The 14,337-nt window shown below is 58.7% G+C and carries 16 protein-coding genes and 1 pseudogene; 14 read left to right on the forward strand and 3 right to left on the reverse strand.

All coding sequences use genetic code 11. The features are described 5' to 3' along the window. Nucleotides 1–148: 148 nt before the first annotated feature. The 4 genes and pseudogenes from GA0061099_RS07450 (at nt 149) to GA0061099_RS07465 (ending at nt 2,996) form a co-directional block, all read left to right on the forward strand. Nucleotides 149–373 carry a hypothetical protein gene (locus tag GA0061099_RS07450; protein ID WP_050996022.1) on the forward strand — a complete coding sequence of 75 codons (225 nt, stop codon included), beginning with the start codon at nt 149–151 and terminating at the stop codon, nt 371–373. Nucleotides 374–697: 324 nt separating this feature from the next. After that, a complete protein-coding gene (locus GA0061099_RS07455; protein ID WP_225148449.1) occupies nt 698–1,099 on the forward strand; it encodes a response regulator in 402 nt (133 codons plus the stop codon). Between the two features lie 321 nt (nt 1,100–1,420). Beyond that, nucleotides 1,421–1,637 (forward strand): annotated as a pseudogene (locus GA0061099_RS42040) (hypothetical protein). Between the two features lie 1,119 nt (nt 1,638–2,756). Then, complete coding sequence (locus tag GA0061099_RS07465; protein WP_036027512.1) at nt 2,757–2,996, forward strand: hypothetical protein; 240 nt, start codon at nt 2,757–2,759, stop codon at nt 2,994–2,996. A gap of 330 nt (nt 2,997–3,326) precedes the next feature. Here GA0061099_RS07465 and GA0061099_RS07470 read toward each other — a convergent pair whose 3' ends face one another. The 3 genes from GA0061099_RS07470 to GA0061099_RS07480 all read right to left on the reverse strand — a co-directional run bounded on the left by GA0061099_RS07470 (nt 3,327) and on the right by GA0061099_RS07480 (nt 4,310). Beyond that, the gene (locus tag GA0061099_RS07470; RefSeq protein WP_036027511.1) at nt 3,327–3,605 is read right to left on the reverse strand and encodes a DUF1488 family protein; all 279 of its coding nucleotides are present in this window, start codon (nt 3,603–3,605) and stop codon (nt 3,327–3,329) included. 149 nt (nt 3,606–3,754) lie between these two features. After that, complete coding sequence (locus GA0061099_RS07475; RefSeq protein WP_036027509.1) at nt 3,755–4,051, reverse strand: hypothetical protein; 297 nt, start codon at nt 4,049–4,051, stop codon at nt 3,755–3,757. Then, the gene (locus GA0061099_RS07480; RefSeq protein WP_036027549.1) at nt 4,044–4,310 is read right to left on the reverse strand and encodes a hypothetical protein; all 267 of its coding nucleotides are present in this window, start codon (nt 4,308–4,310) and stop codon (nt 4,044–4,046) included. Before GA0061099_RS07480 ends, GA0061099_RS07475 begins: the two co-directional genes overlap by 8 nt. Before the next feature lie 352 nt (nt 4,311–4,662). Between GA0061099_RS07480 and GA0061099_RS07485 the strand changes: the two genes are divergently transcribed. The 10 genes from GA0061099_RS07485 to GA0061099_RS07545 all read left to right on the forward strand — a co-directional run bounded on the left by GA0061099_RS07485 (nt 4,663) and on the right by GA0061099_RS07545 (nt 14,129). Then, nucleotides 4,663–4,866: a hypothetical protein gene (locus tag GA0061099_RS07485; protein WP_225148448.1), complete on the forward strand. Its 204-nt coding sequence runs from the start codon at nt 4,663–4,665 to the stop codon at nt 4,864–4,866. Between the two features lie 6 nt (nt 4,867–4,872). Continuing rightward, on the forward strand, nt 4,873–5,007 hold the full coding sequence (locus tag GA0061099_RS42720; RefSeq protein ID WP_275945346.1) for a hypothetical protein: 135 nt from the start codon (nt 4,873–4,875) through the stop codon (nt 5,005–5,007). Between the two features lie 2,406 nt (nt 5,008–7,413). Next, entirely contained in the window at nt 7,414–7,821 is a 408-nt protein-coding gene (locus tag GA0061099_RS07510) for a hypothetical protein (RefSeq protein ID WP_036027504.1), read from the forward strand. Further along, nucleotides 7,818–8,819, forward strand: coding sequence for a phage tail protein (locus GA0061099_RS07515; RefSeq protein WP_074447609.1), 1,002 nt, complete (start codon nt 7,818–7,820; stop codon nt 8,817–8,819). Before GA0061099_RS07510 ends, GA0061099_RS07515 begins: the two co-directional genes overlap by 4 nt. Nucleotides 8,820–8,821: 2 nt before the next feature. Next, on the forward strand, nt 8,822–9,490 hold the full coding sequence (locus tag GA0061099_RS07520) for a hypothetical protein (RefSeq protein ID WP_225148446.1): 669 nt from the start codon (nt 8,822–8,824) through the stop codon (nt 9,488–9,490). Further along, nucleotides 9,414–9,656, forward strand: coding sequence for an HGGxSTG domain-containing protein (locus GA0061099_RS42725; protein ID WP_083235089.1), 243 nt, complete (start codon nt 9,414–9,416; stop codon nt 9,654–9,656). Before GA0061099_RS07520 ends, GA0061099_RS42725 begins: the two co-directional genes overlap by 77 nt. A gap of 78 nt (nt 9,657–9,734) precedes the next feature. Further along, nucleotides 9,735–10,208: a CC0125/CC1285 family lipoprotein gene (locus GA0061099_RS07530; protein WP_074447611.1), complete on the forward strand. Its 474-nt coding sequence runs from the start codon at nt 9,735–9,737 to the stop codon at nt 10,206–10,208. A gap of 39 nt (nt 10,209–10,247) precedes the next feature. Beyond that, the gene (locus GA0061099_RS07535) at nt 10,248–10,637 is read left to right on the forward strand and encodes a hypothetical protein (protein WP_074447612.1); all 390 of its coding nucleotides are present in this window, start codon (nt 10,248–10,250) and stop codon (nt 10,635–10,637) included. A 232-nt stretch (nt 10,638–10,869) separates the two neighbouring features. After that, nucleotides 10,870–12,378, forward strand: coding sequence for a glycosyltransferase (locus GA0061099_RS07540; protein ID WP_083235090.1), 1,509 nt, complete (start codon nt 10,870–10,872; stop codon nt 12,376–12,378). 104 nt (nt 12,379–12,482) lie between these two features. Beyond that, nucleotides 12,483–14,129 carry a hypothetical protein gene (locus GA0061099_RS07545; RefSeq protein ID WP_074447661.1) on the forward strand — a complete coding sequence of 549 codons (1,647 nt, stop codon included), beginning with the start codon at nt 12,483–12,485 and terminating at the stop codon, nt 14,127–14,129. Nucleotides 14,130–14,337: the final 208 nt, after the last annotated feature.

The following is a 14,337-nucleotide window of genomic DNA, read 5'->3' on the forward strand; positions in this document are numbered from 1 at the left end:
CGCGCAGACCGTCTGCGAAGGCAGCTTTTGGGCCCTTCGCAGACCTCCCTCCCGGCCATTGCTGGCATCCGATAACCGCCTCGAGGTCTCTGCTGCCCGCGAGGGAGTGGACGGGCGGGCTAGACTCACTCTTTTGAGGCGTTCTAAAATGTTCGCGGGAACGGCGGCGCAGACCGGAGCGCAGGTGCAAGAATACAGAGCCTATATCTTCGATCAGAAGGGCCACATCACCAGCCGGATCGATCTCCTATGCGAGAATGTTGAAGAGGCGCGCCAACGTGTGAAGCAGCTCGTGGATGGCGACGCGATCGAGCTATGGCAGGGCAACCAGAAGATCGAGCGGCTCGAACCGCCGCCACGTGCCCAGCCCTGAAGGGGCGTGAGGATTGCGCTAAATCAAGCCGGGCGGCGCTGACCGCCCTATGTTGAGCAGCATGTCTCAGATCCTGTTCACCTGCCCGGCAACAGCCATGAAGGTCCAGTGCGAGCTGGACTAAAGCAGTGCGACCTCTGAGGTCGAATATACGCAGATTGCCTGCCCGGCCTGCGCCCGCCTGCACCTGGTCAACCGTAAGACGGGAAAGCTGCTAGCTTCGAAGCCTTGACGAATCCCTGGGGGGAGTGGGCGCCGGTTCCGGTTCGGAACTTTTGTTCAATTTTGCACTTATCTGTTCTGCCGCGGTGTCGCGCAATAAGGATGGGGCCGGTGCAAAGCGAAATGCTGTTGGTCCTCATTCTGGAAGACGAGGTTCTTGTCCAGGATATGGTTCGAGATGCCCTGTCCGACGGTGGATTTGCAACGCAGGTTGTCTCGTCAGGAGAGGAAGCGATTCAGCTCCTCGAAGCAGATAGCACCAAACACCGCGCTCTATTGACCGATATCAACGTTCGCGGTTCGCTATCAGGCTGGGACGTTGCCAAACGCGCCAGAGAGCTTAATCCAGACGTACCGGTGATTTACATGACCGGGGCCGCAGCAGACGAGTGGCCTTCTCACGGCGTGCCGAACAGCGTCCTTTTGCACAAGCCATTCGCGCCCGCCCAGGTCGTGACAGCCGTGTCTCAGCTACTCAACCAGACGCCGTGCCCGCACGCGTAACGTTCTTGCAAACCCTCTCGCTCCAGCGAGCGGTTGACAGGGAGCGGACTCGCGGCCCGAGGGGGTGCACTGGCATCGAGCCTACAGTTTAGAGAGTACACGTAGGGTAGACTCAAACTTTGGACCCGCTTGCTAGCGGCCGTCCCCATTGCCCCGGCTGCCGCGAGTGCGGGCCGCCGTCTGGGATTGTCTTGGTTCGAGGCGGCCCGCCTGCCGTTCTCCCGGACAAAAATGAGCGAGCGACACGGAACTTAACAAGTTTTATTTTATTTAATTTATATATAAACTGATTTAATAGATTAATTATAGGAGGTCCACGCCATGCCCGGCCAGGATGACGATCGCCGCGAATTTCTCAAGACGTGCGGCAGGTTTGCCGCTGTGACTCCTCCCGCCATGACGCTCCTGCTCTCGACGTCTCTCACGACGGCCCATTGCAAAATCCGGCGCCGGACCTGCCGGCCCTCGCGGCAACAACGGCAAAGGCAATGGCGGCGGTGACGGCAGCCCCAATGGGAAGCCCGACAAGGACCGCTGAGTCACCGACACTCGCTCCCCGGGGGAGATGCAATGCAAGCCAGACGCCGCGACGTAGATTGGCACTTCGCCTCTTTCGTGGTGATGCTGCTCTGGCTAGCGTTGATTTGCGCCACACTCCTCGCGGTGCTTTTTGGTAGGCACACCTAAGACGAGTGGACGGACCGGGTTTGCCGGGACACATGGACTTTGATCTAAATCAAACAGCCTCCCGACCCACGTAATTGCCTACGTTGAGCTGCACCGGGAGGAGCAGGGAATGTTCAGTAATCGCCCTACGTGGATGATGCATCTATTGGCTTGTGCAATAGCCGCCATCGGTCTCCTCGCGATTCTTTCGATGGCGCTGGGGCCCTCTTGAGGAGAGCGAACCGGCACCCTGAGGGAGAGGACGGTTCCGTTATCCCAGCTAAATGCACCGATCGAGCTTGCTCGTTACATTCGCGAGAATGACCGAGCAATCGCGACGACTCGAGCGACTTGCGCGGACCCAAGCTACTTTAACAGGCGAGCCCCGCGCAAAGCAGGTTCTGCTTGAGATGGCGGACGAGTATCGCCGTCGAGCCGAAAGCCGACAGCACGCGCAAACCGAGCTGGAGCCATTTCCTGAAGAGTGGTGGGCGTCCCCCTGAGAGTGGACTCTGTCTCTGGCGGTGGAACCAAATTGATCTGTGTTAGTTTTCTTGGATCACTGGCTTAGGCTCTGCCCGTAGGCGCCGGTGGCTGAGAGATGTTCGCGCTCCCGCTGCTGCTAAAGGGAGCCGCGCTGTGTTGAGCACGCTCAAGATCATGAGCGACTACGTCGAACGTCGACGGCTTATCGCATCATACGAAGCAGAGATGATCGCACGATCGCGCGAACAGTTGGCCCGCTCAGAGGCGCTGTTGCGCGCGCCCATCCCGTCGTTGTTCTTGGCAATCACACCTTCATCCCCTGTCCGAAATTGCAGGAGCCCACTTCTCCGTCCTGCGGGAGCGAAGGGGACGCAGACCGGGAACCCATAGGTCGGTTGCCACGTTTTCCCGAGCGCGGAAATCACCGCGTTCCAGGCGAGTCACCGGCTCGCATCCCCCATTGCCCGCGACCTGGTGCCTCTCCTACCTCAGGCGGAGCAGCTCGATGAAGTACCTTCTGGTGATCGTCAGCTTTGGACTGCTCACATCGCCCTCTTTTGCCGATCCCTGGAAGGATGAAAGCGGCAAGGGTCGCTGGGGCTACGATCGTGGACCTTACCGGGCCTACAACTACGATCGCGAATACACGCAAGAGTACCGCCGGGGCCCCTGCAAGATCGAGCGCAAATGGGGCAAGCACGGCGAGTACAAGGAAGAGACCAAGTGCAAGGGCTATCGCGACTGACCTGAGAGGAGCGAGCGCGGAACTTGTGATCCGGTTCACACGCCACGTCTCATTGCGAGCTAGTCTCCGCCGATGGTGACGCCTGACCAGACCCTTGTTCGATGCCCGAGGTGCAAGAACTGGCCGATGCCTCTGCACACGATCTCTTAACCGCGACGAGGCAATTGGCCGACCCAATTCGTATGCATTCACTGCGGACATAGAAAGGAGGGCCCTTTGATCCATCCCGGAGAACGGGATCGCGAGCCAATGTTCTGAGAGGAGTGGCCGGGAGCGGCGGCCAGCCCTGAGGGAGTGCATTGTCGGTCCGCTCGGGGTCGCCAATGTCCCTTACCTGCTAAAATCAATGCTCCGCAGCACGATGCCGGGCGGGATGCCTTCGAACTCGCAGGCACGGTATTTGCTCGCGGCGCAGGCTTCGATGCGGTCTCGCAGGCGGGCGAACTGGGCTTCGCGGTGCTCGGGAGCGACCTTCGGACCGCGTTCAAGATCGTCCATTGCGGTCGTCGAGATTGCGCAACCGATCTCACGCGGGCCGTCCTGCATGGAGAACAGCACGATCATCCGGTCATATTCAAGGCCGATATAGCGGCTGCTGGTGAGGGGCATTTACGAACTCCTGTGCGGTCGGTTCGATCCCTTGTCCCACCTTCGCCATGCCTTCGGCGAGGCAGGTCTCAACCGATACAGGCAGTCCGCCCCCGGCATCACTTCCGCATCTTGCGCGCGTAAGGCGCCCCGAGCGGCCGGAAATTGCCTCAGCTCTCCTCAGACAACCGGGCGAAATCATCGAACAGCGCGGAGACCAGCGCGCGGTGGCGCGTGTCCTCCACCGGCAGGCTTGCGACATAGAGGTTCAGCAAATAGCGCGCCTTGACTGCGGCTTCGGACCAGGACGCGGCGGGCACCGTCATCAGGCGGTGTTCGAGATCGGCCTCGCGCTCCCGCAGCTGCCGGACATTGTTCTCGACCTCGGCCAGCGCGCGGCGCAGGTCGGTGACCTTCTGCGCGGCCATGCCGCGATGCTTATCGAGATCGACCGGGTGGTCAGTCATTGGCGGCGCTCGCGTCCGCCGCTTGCGCGTTCGCAAGATCGACCGAGCCGATCGACAACATCTCCGTGACGCCGCACGCACCTTCGGCGGGCAAGGTGATCATCGTGGCAACGCGGCGATATGCCGAGAAGGTTAGGCCCTCGATCGTCTCCTCGTCCGTGACGATCTCGTAGGCGCCGGCCGGCAACAGGCGCTCGATGGCGCGGATACGGAACGGGCGCTTGAAGTGGACGGTTTCTCGCCGCGAGCGGATGGTCATGCACGCCTGCCTTTCGCAAGTGAAGCCCCAACCGATGCTGGCGGTCGCGACCATGCGCCCTTCGCGCCGCAATAGCCAGCACTATCGGGCCCCGCCGGCAAACAAAGATGTCACAGCGGAGCCATCGCCCGCGCGGCATTTAACGCTCGCTATTGACTCGGCACGGGCTTAGGCTCGCTGCCATCACCGCACATCTCAACGGCTTCGACCGGTGACTGAGGGTCACGTGTGCTCCCGCCGAAGGCCCCGCAGGAGCATTTGATGTCGCGTCTTCGTATCTCCGAATGGATCGTGCCGCCGGTGATCGTTCCGTTGTTTCTACTGCTTCTCGTGTGCGGAGCCGCCATCCTCAATGGCTAGGACAACCCGGGTGCCGTATCTGGTCAGTGGGACCAACGAATACGGAAGCTCCAATCTCGGCCGCGGCAGTGCGGCAGTCGCGCTGCGGTTCGCACGGAAGCTGCTGCGCGAAGGCTACATGGACGTCAGGGTCTGCACCCCGCGTGGACGGGTTCTGCAGCCGGACGAACTCGACGAACTCAAACCGGAAAAGTAGAGCGACATGGCGAAGGGCCAGCAACGTGGCAATCGCGAAGCCAAGAAGCCGAAGAGGGAAAAGACCAAGGTGATCGCGGCGGCGCCGAGCCGCAAGGAAGCCGTTTGGCAGCCGGATTTCAGGCCTGCAAAGAAGAAGTAGCAGGGACCTGACACCCGGCAATGGAGTGTAGTGGTCCTAGCCCCCTTTCGGAACATCGCCCGGCAAATCCTCTCGAGGAGGAATCAAATAGGAAGGACGTTCAGCATGACAATGGCTAGAACAGGTACGTGGAAGGCCGCGCTTTTCCTTGCATCAGTGTTCGGTGCAGCAGCGTCGGCTTTCGCGGCGGAGCCGAACTGCCGTTCAATCGAAAGCACCAGCGCGCGCCTCTCCTGTTACGACGCAGCCTTTCCTCCAAAAGCGAGGAAGCCCTCCGGGACCAGTGCCGACTCATCGTCGGTCGAAAAGGACCCTTTCCTTGCGGAAGAAGCTCGCACCTCAGCGAAGTTAAAAAATATTTGCCGTGGTTGCTGAGTTTCATGGTTGCCGGTGCATTCCAAATAGCTCCAACTTCAGAGGGCCAGTAGGATGACGAAAGAGGACGCCAAAGGTCGTCGAGTGGGCCGCCAGCGAAAGCGTGCTCTTCACCTGGCTGGCACGGTGATAGATGAAAGAGCAGACGCCTCCGCGAGCTCCAAGGTTCAATCGACGAGAAAGCAGCGTCTGCTTGAAGGGCCTGCGGAATTTCGAGCGGACCGCGTTGATCGTTCTAGCCAGAGATCGGGGGGCGACGAGTGATCTAGCCAGCTGCGAAACCCCGGGGCCAGTTTGCAACGGGATGCCCCCTGGCATTCACCGCATCGGGAACAGTCATTGCCGAATGGTGGCAAGGCCGCTCGGCGGCGGCGAACTCTCTCGGCTTGCAGCTTGCAGATAGTTCCCGCCAGAATCGAAACAAAGCGCTCGCTATTGGGCAAATAAAGGCGCACTGTCTCACTACCATCGAGCGGCCCTCAGCATCTATCGGTGGCGTGAACGCAAATTGCGCTCCCGCTCAACCCCAAGCGGAGCGTCAAACATGCCGACTCAACGGTCCCCAGGACAATCCTTGACATTCGAATACCGCCTCGCGCAGGAGGCGATCAACCTCCGCTTACAGGCGAAGGGGATGCCCGCTGGCGTCCGCCGCACGGAGCTTCTGCGAAAGGCCAGGCAGATCGATGCTGCCGGAGAGGTCAACAAGTGGCTGACCTCGCCGGGACTACAGCCGCCATCTTGAATTTGGGCCTCGCTTTTGTCCGACCTGATGAACTTCAGCATGCCACGAGAAGACCAACCTTTATCGGGATTTTACTCTCACCCTCCCGAGGCTGTTAATCCGCCGCCTGCGCTTTTATTTAAGCGGGCGGCGTTTTTCTTTGCGCGCACCGTCAAGGGGCTGATCCCGATTCCTTTGGCTTTCTAGGAACGCCGCTGTGAGAATAGCTTTAAGCTTAATCACCTTTTCGGATCCCTAGGCTACGTATCGGCTGAGAGCTGGTTGCTCCCGCCCGCAAGCCGCTGGATGCATATGTGCAAAAAGTGCGACCAGATAAACAACGAGATTGAACAGTTCCGCAGGTTGATAGCACCGGAAATGGACGCGCTTAGCTTGGCGATGATCCGATGCGCAATCGAATTGCTAGAAGATGATAAGGCGGCCTTTAAGTGCCGCGGGAGCGCGCGCAACTAGGTGCGCCCTCCGTTCGCAATCTTAGTCGATGTCGCCTCTTGGCCCGTGGCGGCCAAGGCCGCCCGCCGCCTAGACGTCGGCTGTGAGGGGTAGACCGGGACGCAACCGAGATCAGGCCCAAGACTCGTCTCTCGGCCTGTGCTATCGAAGCCAATGAGAGCAATTTCAGTCACATGTTTGGTCCTGATCTGGGCCACCTCGGCAGCGGCCCAAACGGCGGCGCGACAGCAGCCTCAGCACGGCATTGTTTCGCGGCAGGCTATTGCAGGAATGACAATGAGCTTCTCGTTTCTAAGCTCAAGGCCCTGCGTTAGCCTCTTCGATAATCCAGAAATCCGACTTAAGGACGTTCCGCAGGGAGCGGCTTCAATCCTTGTGCAGCTTACCCAAGCTGATCACGAATACGGCGGCCAGGAAGTGCCCCTGCCAAAGAACGGCATCCTTGCGGCTGGCGCTCTTCGGACGTTCGGACCTTGCAACCCCGGTGTCTACCAATATGAGGTGACCGTTAAGTCGGCTGCTGGGGAAGTACTGGGACGGGCGCGGCAATCGCGTTCGTTCCCCGATGATATCGAATCCAAAGCGCCGTCGAACTAGCTACCCTGCAGGGGAGAACGATTGGCCAGCTATCAAGCCATAGCGGACCTCGCGATTCTAAGGGTTCACTGTCGCTTGCACCCCAGGAGCAAACCCTTTGCTTATAGTTTCGCGACCAATACGCGCGCGAGGACGGCACAGAAGCGGCAAAGTCCGCAAGATCAGCAGCATTGACATGGTAGAGATCGGTCAACCCTCGTACTGACAATCTCATGCAATCTGCATGAGGACGATCAATGGACGACCCCGCCACATTCGAGCAACTGATCCAATTTCGTGCCCCTGCGAACCTGTCAAAGGCGATCGACAGGGCCGCGAGCCAGCGTTGCCAATCAAAATCGGACTACATCAGACAAGCGTTGGTCGACCGCCTCCAGGCGGACGGCGGCTCTCCTCTCGGCGAGCAGCAGTATTGCTTGGTCCGGGGCGGCGAGCTGATCACCACCAGCTTTAAGACCTCCAAGGCCGACATTGACCGCGTTGGCGGCGATGCAGCTTGGCTTCCGATCGAGAACGAGGACACCGAGCCCTTCGACCCCGCCAAGCACTGGCGGTTGAAGCCGCTGCCCCTTCGCCTGGATTCCACGCGCGGCATCGTGGTGCGGACCTATCCCGTCATTGCCAAGTGTCAGGAGCACGCATGACCGGCGTTGCATGGTGGTCCCAGACGGCGGCGAACAACGCGACCTATGACCCCAGTCTGTCGTGGGCTGAGGGCATGGCGCCCAGCAGCGTGAACGACAGCGCACGGGCCATGATGGCCTCCACGAAGAAGTGGGCCGATGACATCGCAGGCGCGACCGTCACGGGGGGCAGTAGCACGGCCTACACGTTATCGACCTTCCAGAGCTTCGACACGTTGGCCCGCCTCAACGGGCAGGTGGTTGGCTTCACGCCGCATGCCACAAATGGCGCGACCGTGACACTCAACGTTGACGGTCTCGGAGCGAAGCCGCTTCGCTCGGCTCCATCCGTCGAACTCCCGGCTGGTGTTATTGTGCAGGGCACTCCCTACGTTGCGGTCTACAACAGCAGCGATGCGGCTTTCTACCTGCAAAACTTCTACGGCAATCCGTACAATGTGCCCATTGGCGGCATCATGCCCTATGCGGGAGCGACCGCGCCCAATTCGAATTTCGTGTTGCCCCATGGGCAGGCGATCAGCCGCTCGACCTATCCCGCTGCCTTCTCGCTGATGGGCACGACCTATGGGAGCGGGGATGGCTCGACCACGTTTAACGTGCCCGATCTTCGCGGGCGCGTCGTGGCGGGTGTCGATACGATGGGCGGCTCGGCTGCCGGTCGGCTGACCGATATAACATCTGGATTTGGCGATGTCCTTGGAGAGACCGGAGGCGCTCAAAGCGTTACACTGACCGCGTCACAAATTCCCTCTATTACATCGACCGTTTCGACCAGCGGCACGCTGACCGGCCAGACCAACAGCTTTCTAGTTGTGCAAAATACCAGCACCACTGGCGGCGGCGGGTTCACCCTAGCAGGCAGCGTCGCGAACCAGAACATTGGTGTCTCTGTCAGCGGCTCGATGAGCGGTTCTGCGACCTCCAACAACACCAGCGGAGGAGCGCACAGCAACGTGCAGCCCACGATCGTCCTGAACTATCTTCTGAGGATCATCTGATCGTGGCACGTAAGGTCAAGAAAATCGCTGCCCCTGCTAAGCAGGTATCAGCGACATCGGCACCAGAGACCAAGGCAAACGTTGCCTATTGCCCTCCTCCGGATGAGTTCGACACCAGCGTACCTGAACTGAAGCATCTGGGTGGGTCCAAGTCAGACCAGTGGAATCTGATGCTCTGCAATCAGGTCATCAGTACCGCCTGGTACGGACGCAATCCGCAGCCCGGCAAGGATCTGGACGACAAGAGGACGGCCATTCTCGCCTTCATGGCGGGAGTGAACCCGAAGGATACGATCGAGGGCATGATGGCAGCCCAGCTCTTCGCGTCTCACGCAGCTGCCATGGAGTGCTATCGGCGAGCGATGCTCCCTGACCAGAGTGTCGAGGGCAAGCAGATGAACCTCACTCTGGCAGCCAAGCTGACGAAGGCCAATGCCGAGCAGGCCGCAGCGCTGTCGAAATACCGCGGCAAGGGTCAGCAAAAGGTCGTCGTCGAGCATGTGCACGTCTACCAGGGCGGCCAAGCGATCGTCGGACAGGTCACCCCAGGGGGGTCTATGAAGAATTTGGAGGCTCAACCCCATGCTATTGGATATGCAGAACGCTCCCCGGTGCGGTGCGAGAACGAGGCGCAGGAACGGGAAGCCCTGCCAGTCGCCGGCAATGCCTAACGGCCGCTGCCGGATGCATGGAGGTCTTTCGCCGGGTGCTCCGAAGGGCAACCAGAATGCGTTCAAGCACGGCCGATATTCCGCGAGTTACATTGCGGAGCGGAGGCGGCTCACGGCATTGGTCCGGCAGATGAAGGACCTTTCCATCGCGCAGGGCGAAGCGTGACCCCTTCCAAATACTAAGCCCTCCCTCTTGATCTCGCCTGCTGGTTGCGGTTGGATACTCGTTGGGGAGGGCTGGGTGATGCGCGTGTTGCGATGTTTGGTGCTGTTCGCCGTCTTGAGCGGGTGCGCTACCAAGTACCAGGAGATGGGATTTACCGGCGGCGTCGCTGCTCAGCAGATCACTGCGGACACATGGCGCATTCAGTCCCGAGGTAATGCGTATACGGGCGCCGCAACCGTTCAGGATTACGTTTTGTTGAAGGCGGCCGAAACGACTCAGTCCGCCGGCGGAACGCATTTTCAGATCGTGAGCGCCGCGGACGCCAGCCGAGCCTCGACCATTGTCACACCTGGCTCCAGCACAACTACGCTCGTCGGAAATCAGGCCTTCACCACGACTTCTCCGGGGAGCGTGGACACCGTCATCAAGCCGGGCCAGGACGTATTTGTTCGAGTGCTGAAGCTGCCGCTTACGACGCCTCCTACGGCGGGTCTCTACTCAGCCGCTGAGATTATCCAATTCGTGGGATCGCGAGTTCAGCGACCGAGCTGACATCGCACGTCCGCACATGTCGCGCTTAATGGTAGTCAAATGATAACGTTGGAATCAGAAGCTCTCTCAAGGGAAGCTTGGCAGTGGTTCGGAATGGGCTTAGGCGGAGCGTTTGTCATTACTATTGCCGTGATCGTCTTGTTTTTCTGGTACAGCGCATATCACGCTGAAACAGAGCAGGATGCGCTCGATCTCGGCTTTCTTGGATTGATTCTTTTACTTGTGACGATCTTTTATTTGGTGGCGTTTTCATTTCTTGTCGCCGCTTCTGCGAAGGGTCTAGACGTCAAGCTGCTTGTTGCTGCGGTCGACGCTTTCGTCCTGATTGGGAGTAAGCTCCTTGCTCCAGAGTTTCTCAGATACCTAAATGAGGAAAAAATCGGAGGGACGACGCAAAGCATCCGAAAGCAGGCTAGGAAGCGCCCGTAATTCCAGCGGCCCTACTCCCGCCTAAAGTCGGACTGGGTCTTGCTCTCCGCTCCCCTGACGAGGACTGTAGCACATGACCTTTAGTAGGAGACGGCGAACGCAATCATTGCTTGCGGTAACGCTCCGGGGTTGTAGACTACCCTCGGGCAGGAGATATGGCGGACAGCCTTGTAGGACTTCGTCGAAATCGAGTGCCCGAAAACGCTAGGGGGCTAGCGAAAAGAGGGTCTAGATGGGGCTGGAAGGACAGGGGCGCGCTGCGCAACTTGAACGGTTCCCCGTGCCGTGCGCGGGCTATTCTGGGACAGAGATCAACCGCTCGCCGCGAAGAGCTGCGATCCTCGAACATGCCGACAGGTTCGCCAGCGAGCGTGCCGATTGGCGCGAGAAGGCAGCCTTCTTCCATCGCGAAGATGAACGCTATCTGCGCTTCCTCATTCCGCCTGGAAGCCGCGTTCTTGAGATCGGGTGCGGTATTGGAGATACATTAGGCTCGCTGAGACCATCTTACGGCATCGGCATTGACTTCAGTGCGGCTCAGCTTTGCATTGCTCGGCAACGGCATCCCGACCTTATTTTCATTGAGGCCGACGTAGAGGACCCCTCCAGTTTGGCCAAGGTGGAGGGGCCTTTCGATTTCATCCTCGTGTTGGATACGATCGGCTCTCTGGACGATTGCCAAGGGTTTCTCGATCGTTTGCATGCCATTTGTAGCCGAGAGACGCGGTTGGTGATCGGCTACTTCTCGCACCTTTGGTATCCGGCATTAAGAGCGGCTGAGGCTATTGGCCTGCGGATGCCGCAGCCTGAGCAAAATGTGCTTTCGCCAGCGGATCTACGCCATCTCTCCTGGCTGGCAGATTTTGATCCCGTCAAATCCGAGCAACGGCTCCTCTCGCCCGTTTCTGTGTTCGGACTCGGTCGATTTGTGAATAGATTCCTGAGCGTACTGCCTGGCGTTCGAGCTCTGTCGCTAAGACACTACCTCGTTGCACGTTCGTTGCGTTGTAAGGGAGAAGGCGTTACGTCCGTCACGATCGTAATCCCCGCGCGCAACGAAAGAGGCAACATAGAACCCGCGGTGCAGAGGATCTCGCAGTTTTGCGAGGATATCGAGATCATCTTCATTGAAGGTCATAGTAAAGATGGCACGTTCGAAGAGATGGAGCGGGTCAAGCAGGCCTTTCCAAGAAAGGACATCAAGGCAGTCCGGCAACCGGGCAAGGGAAAAGCCGATGCTGTCTTCTCTGCCTTCGAGATTGCGCGCGGCGACGTCCTCATGATTCTGGATGCCGATCTGACAATGCCACCGGAGCAGCTTGGTAAGTTCTATGAGACGATCCGGTCGGGTAAGGCCGAGTTCGTCAATGGTTCACGCCTGGTCTATCCGATGGACGAGGGCGCAATGCGCTTCCTTAATCTAATCGCGAACAAGGTGTTCTCTTATTTGTTCTCCTGGCTGCTTAACCAACGCTACACAGACACATTGTGCGGCACCAAAGTTTTGCGCCGCAGCGATTTTCGCCGGCTGAAGGCGGGCCGGACCTACTTCGGCGACTTCGACCCATTTGGCGATTTTGATCTGATTTTTGGAGCATCGAAACTCAACCTAAAATCTGCGGATCTTCCCATTCGTTATGTGGCAAGAAGCTATGGAGAAACTCAGATCTCGCGTTTCCGTCACGGGTGGATGTTACTCCAGATGGTTGCCTTTGCGTTTTTTAAGATCAAAGCAATTTGAGACGGAATCTTGAGGCTCTTTTGAAGTCTGAACAGTTGCCGCCCGACTCGCTTGCGAGGGCCTGGCCTGCTTACAAAGCGCTCGCCTCTATCGGCAGGAGGTGGATGACCAAAGATGCCCTCGACCGCCTGACGCCGTTCGGTTGGCGCGGCGGGCTGGCGTTCATCTTGGCGTTTTCCTTTCTCTCCTTCCTTCTCTGCGGGTACTACGTGGTCTATTGGCGTAATGCCGACATGGACTTCATGGTGATCTACAGCGCGCTTGCCCTCAACGATGGTGCTAGCCGGTCATTTTTCGACCATCCCGCCTACTTGAGTATCCTCTCGGTCCAGACTTGGTTTCGCTTGCTCCATGAGCTTCATCTACTCGATGCCTGGACGCTCTCGGCTATTCCGTCGCCATCTGATCGCAGTGCGTTTGATGCTGCAATGACCAGTGCGGTTCGCGCGGGGCGAATACTTGCAGTGCTTACAGCCAGCGCACTAGTGCTTTGCTTCGCAACACTAGCCCGCCGGATAGTATCGGATAACCGAATTGCCACTTGCGCGGCATTTGCGTTCGCCATCTCAGGTGGCGTTCAAATGCATATGCGCACGCTGCGCAGCGAGATGATCGCGGGTTGCTTTTGTATCCTGGCGTTAATGATCCTGATAATCGTCGCACGCCGTGGCATGGTCTGGCGACCACTCGGGCTTGCGGCTGCGGCATCACTTTGCGTTCTAGGACTCGAGAACAAGGTTCATGCAATCTTGCTCGTGGGAGCCCTACCGGCTCTGGCCCTGCCGTTCGGAACGACCTCGAGCGCGAGCGCCCCATTCTGGCGATCTGGATCAACAGCGTGGCCAGCCGCAGCTATAGCGGCGCTGGCCGCGGCTGGCGGCCTAGCTCTAGCATGGCCGTTGATCTCCAAGGGCTTCGACCCTGCAGTAGCATCTGCTGCCGGCCTTAAACCGTTACTTTTAGGCACGTTCGGCGTTTATCAGATCATCCTACTTGGCTGGATTTACGGCTGTATGATCAGCTTCGCCAAGCTCTGGCAGGTTAGTATCCCGGAAACCGTAGCGTCGATGTGCGCCGTCGCTGCCGGAGCTTCACTCTCCCTGCTGGCGCTCAACATCCAGTACGCCCCCGAGGACCCGGTCATAGTCCTCAATCCACTCGAGAAGATGATGGTCTATGTGGATCTACCGGATGCCGCCGGAAGTCCTCTCGGCGCATTCGGACTGCTCCTATCTGGACTCATCGGGGTCCTACGACGCTACACGTTTATCCTCCATTCCTCGCCTCGTCCTGCCGTATTCCTAACGTGGCTTGTGATCCCTGGGATCGTTTACGCCTGGAGGCATGGAGAGAAGCAAGTAACGTATCAGGCGGGCCTCCTAATGCTTGCGGCCATCGCCATCGACTCGCTGGGTGTGCGCCGAGGGTTAAAGGTAGAGTATGTCGTTTTCACCGATCCTCTCATCATACTTGCGGGTATGTTGCTTCTCGATCGAATGAGGCACCTCCGCTTCCAGCGGTTGGCGTTTCCAATCGGCGCGGCGTTGATCGTCGCGCATATACTGATTAGCCAGGCAGAACCCGTGAAAATCGCTTTGAAGCGGAGTGGACCCGAGAACATATGTGATTGGCGGCATACCTATATGCCCCGGCTTCAGCTGCCCTTTTGCAGTAATACTTCGGAGAGGACTGGCTCTAATTTTGGCTTTGCTGCCATCCAAGTCTCAGGTCCTGCGGTCACAGCTCGGTAGCTTGATCTGACGTGCATCGGAAGGATTGGCCTTCTGAGACACAAGCGAACAGGCAGCTCTGTCAAAGATACAAACATCGAAAAACCGAAGTTTCGCTTGCTCCGTCGGGCAAAACAGGAGTTTATAGGACGCTGGCTTCAATCAAGAGAGGACCAGTGCAATGGCCGGCGGAGTCGAGGCATCTTCCGAACTGTCGAAGATTGCAAAG

This window comes from Bradyrhizobium yuanmingense (genome assembly GCF_900094575.1).
GTDB lineage: Bacteria > Pseudomonadota > Alphaproteobacteria > Rhizobiales > Xanthobacteraceae > Bradyrhizobium > Bradyrhizobium yuanmingense.

Excerpts from the sequence above, each read along its gene's own strand:
- GA0061099_RS07470 (WP_036027511.1), bottom strand. The coding sequence starts at position 3,605 with ATGCCCCTCACCAGCAGCCGCTATATCGGCCTTGAATATGACCGGATG.
- GA0061099_RS07535 (WP_074447612.1), top strand. The coding sequence starts at position 10,248 with ATGATAACGTTGGAATCAGAAGCTCTCTCAAGGGAAGCTTGGCAGTGG.
- GA0061099_RS07475 (WP_036027509.1), bottom strand. The coding sequence starts at position 4,051 with ATGACTGACCACCCGGTCGATCTCGATAAGCATCGCGGCATGGCCGCG.
- GA0061099_RS07465 (WP_036027512.1), top strand. The coding sequence starts at position 2,757 with ATGAAGTACCTTCTGGTGATCGTCAGCTTTGGACTGCTCACATCGCCC.
- GA0061099_RS07450 (WP_050996022.1), top strand. The coding sequence starts at position 149 with ATGTTCGCGGGAACGGCGGCGCAGACCGGAGCGCAGGTGCAAGAATAC.
- GA0061099_RS42720 (WP_275945346.1), top strand. The coding sequence starts at position 4,873 with ATGGCGAAGGGCCAGCAACGTGGCAATCGCGAAGCCAAGAAGCCGAAG.
- GA0061099_RS42725 (WP_083235089.1), top strand. The coding sequence starts at position 9,414 with ATGCAGAACGCTCCCCGGTGCGGTGCGAGAACGAGGCGCAGGAACGGG.
- GA0061099_RS07485 (WP_225148448.1), top strand. The coding sequence starts at position 4,663 with ATGGCTAGGACAACCCGGGTGCCGTATCTGGTCAGTGGGACCAACGAA.
- GA0061099_RS07515 (WP_074447609.1), top strand. The coding sequence starts at position 7,818 with ATGACCGGCGTTGCATGGTGGTCCCAGACGGCGGCGAACAACGCGACC.
- GA0061099_RS07530 (WP_074447611.1), top strand. The coding sequence starts at position 9,735 with ATGCGCGTGTTGCGATGTTTGGTGCTGTTCGCCGTCTTGAGCGGGTGC.
- GA0061099_RS07480 (WP_036027549.1), bottom strand. The coding sequence starts at position 4,310 with ATGACCATCCGCTCGCGGCGAGAAACCGTCCACTTCAAGCGCCCGTTC.
- GA0061099_RS07540 (WP_083235090.1), top strand. The coding sequence starts at position 10,870 with ATGGGGCTGGAAGGACAGGGGCGCGCTGCGCAACTTGAACGGTTCCCC.
- GA0061099_RS07455 (WP_225148449.1), top strand. The coding sequence starts at position 698 with ATGGGGCCGGTGCAAAGCGAAATGCTGTTGGTCCTCATTCTGGAAGAC.
- GA0061099_RS07545 (WP_074447661.1), top strand. The coding sequence starts at position 12,483 with ATGACCAAAGATGCCCTCGACCGCCTGACGCCGTTCGGTTGGCGCGGC.
- GA0061099_RS07510 (WP_036027504.1), top strand. The coding sequence starts at position 7,414 with ATGGACGACCCCGCCACATTCGAGCAACTGATCCAATTTCGTGCCCCT.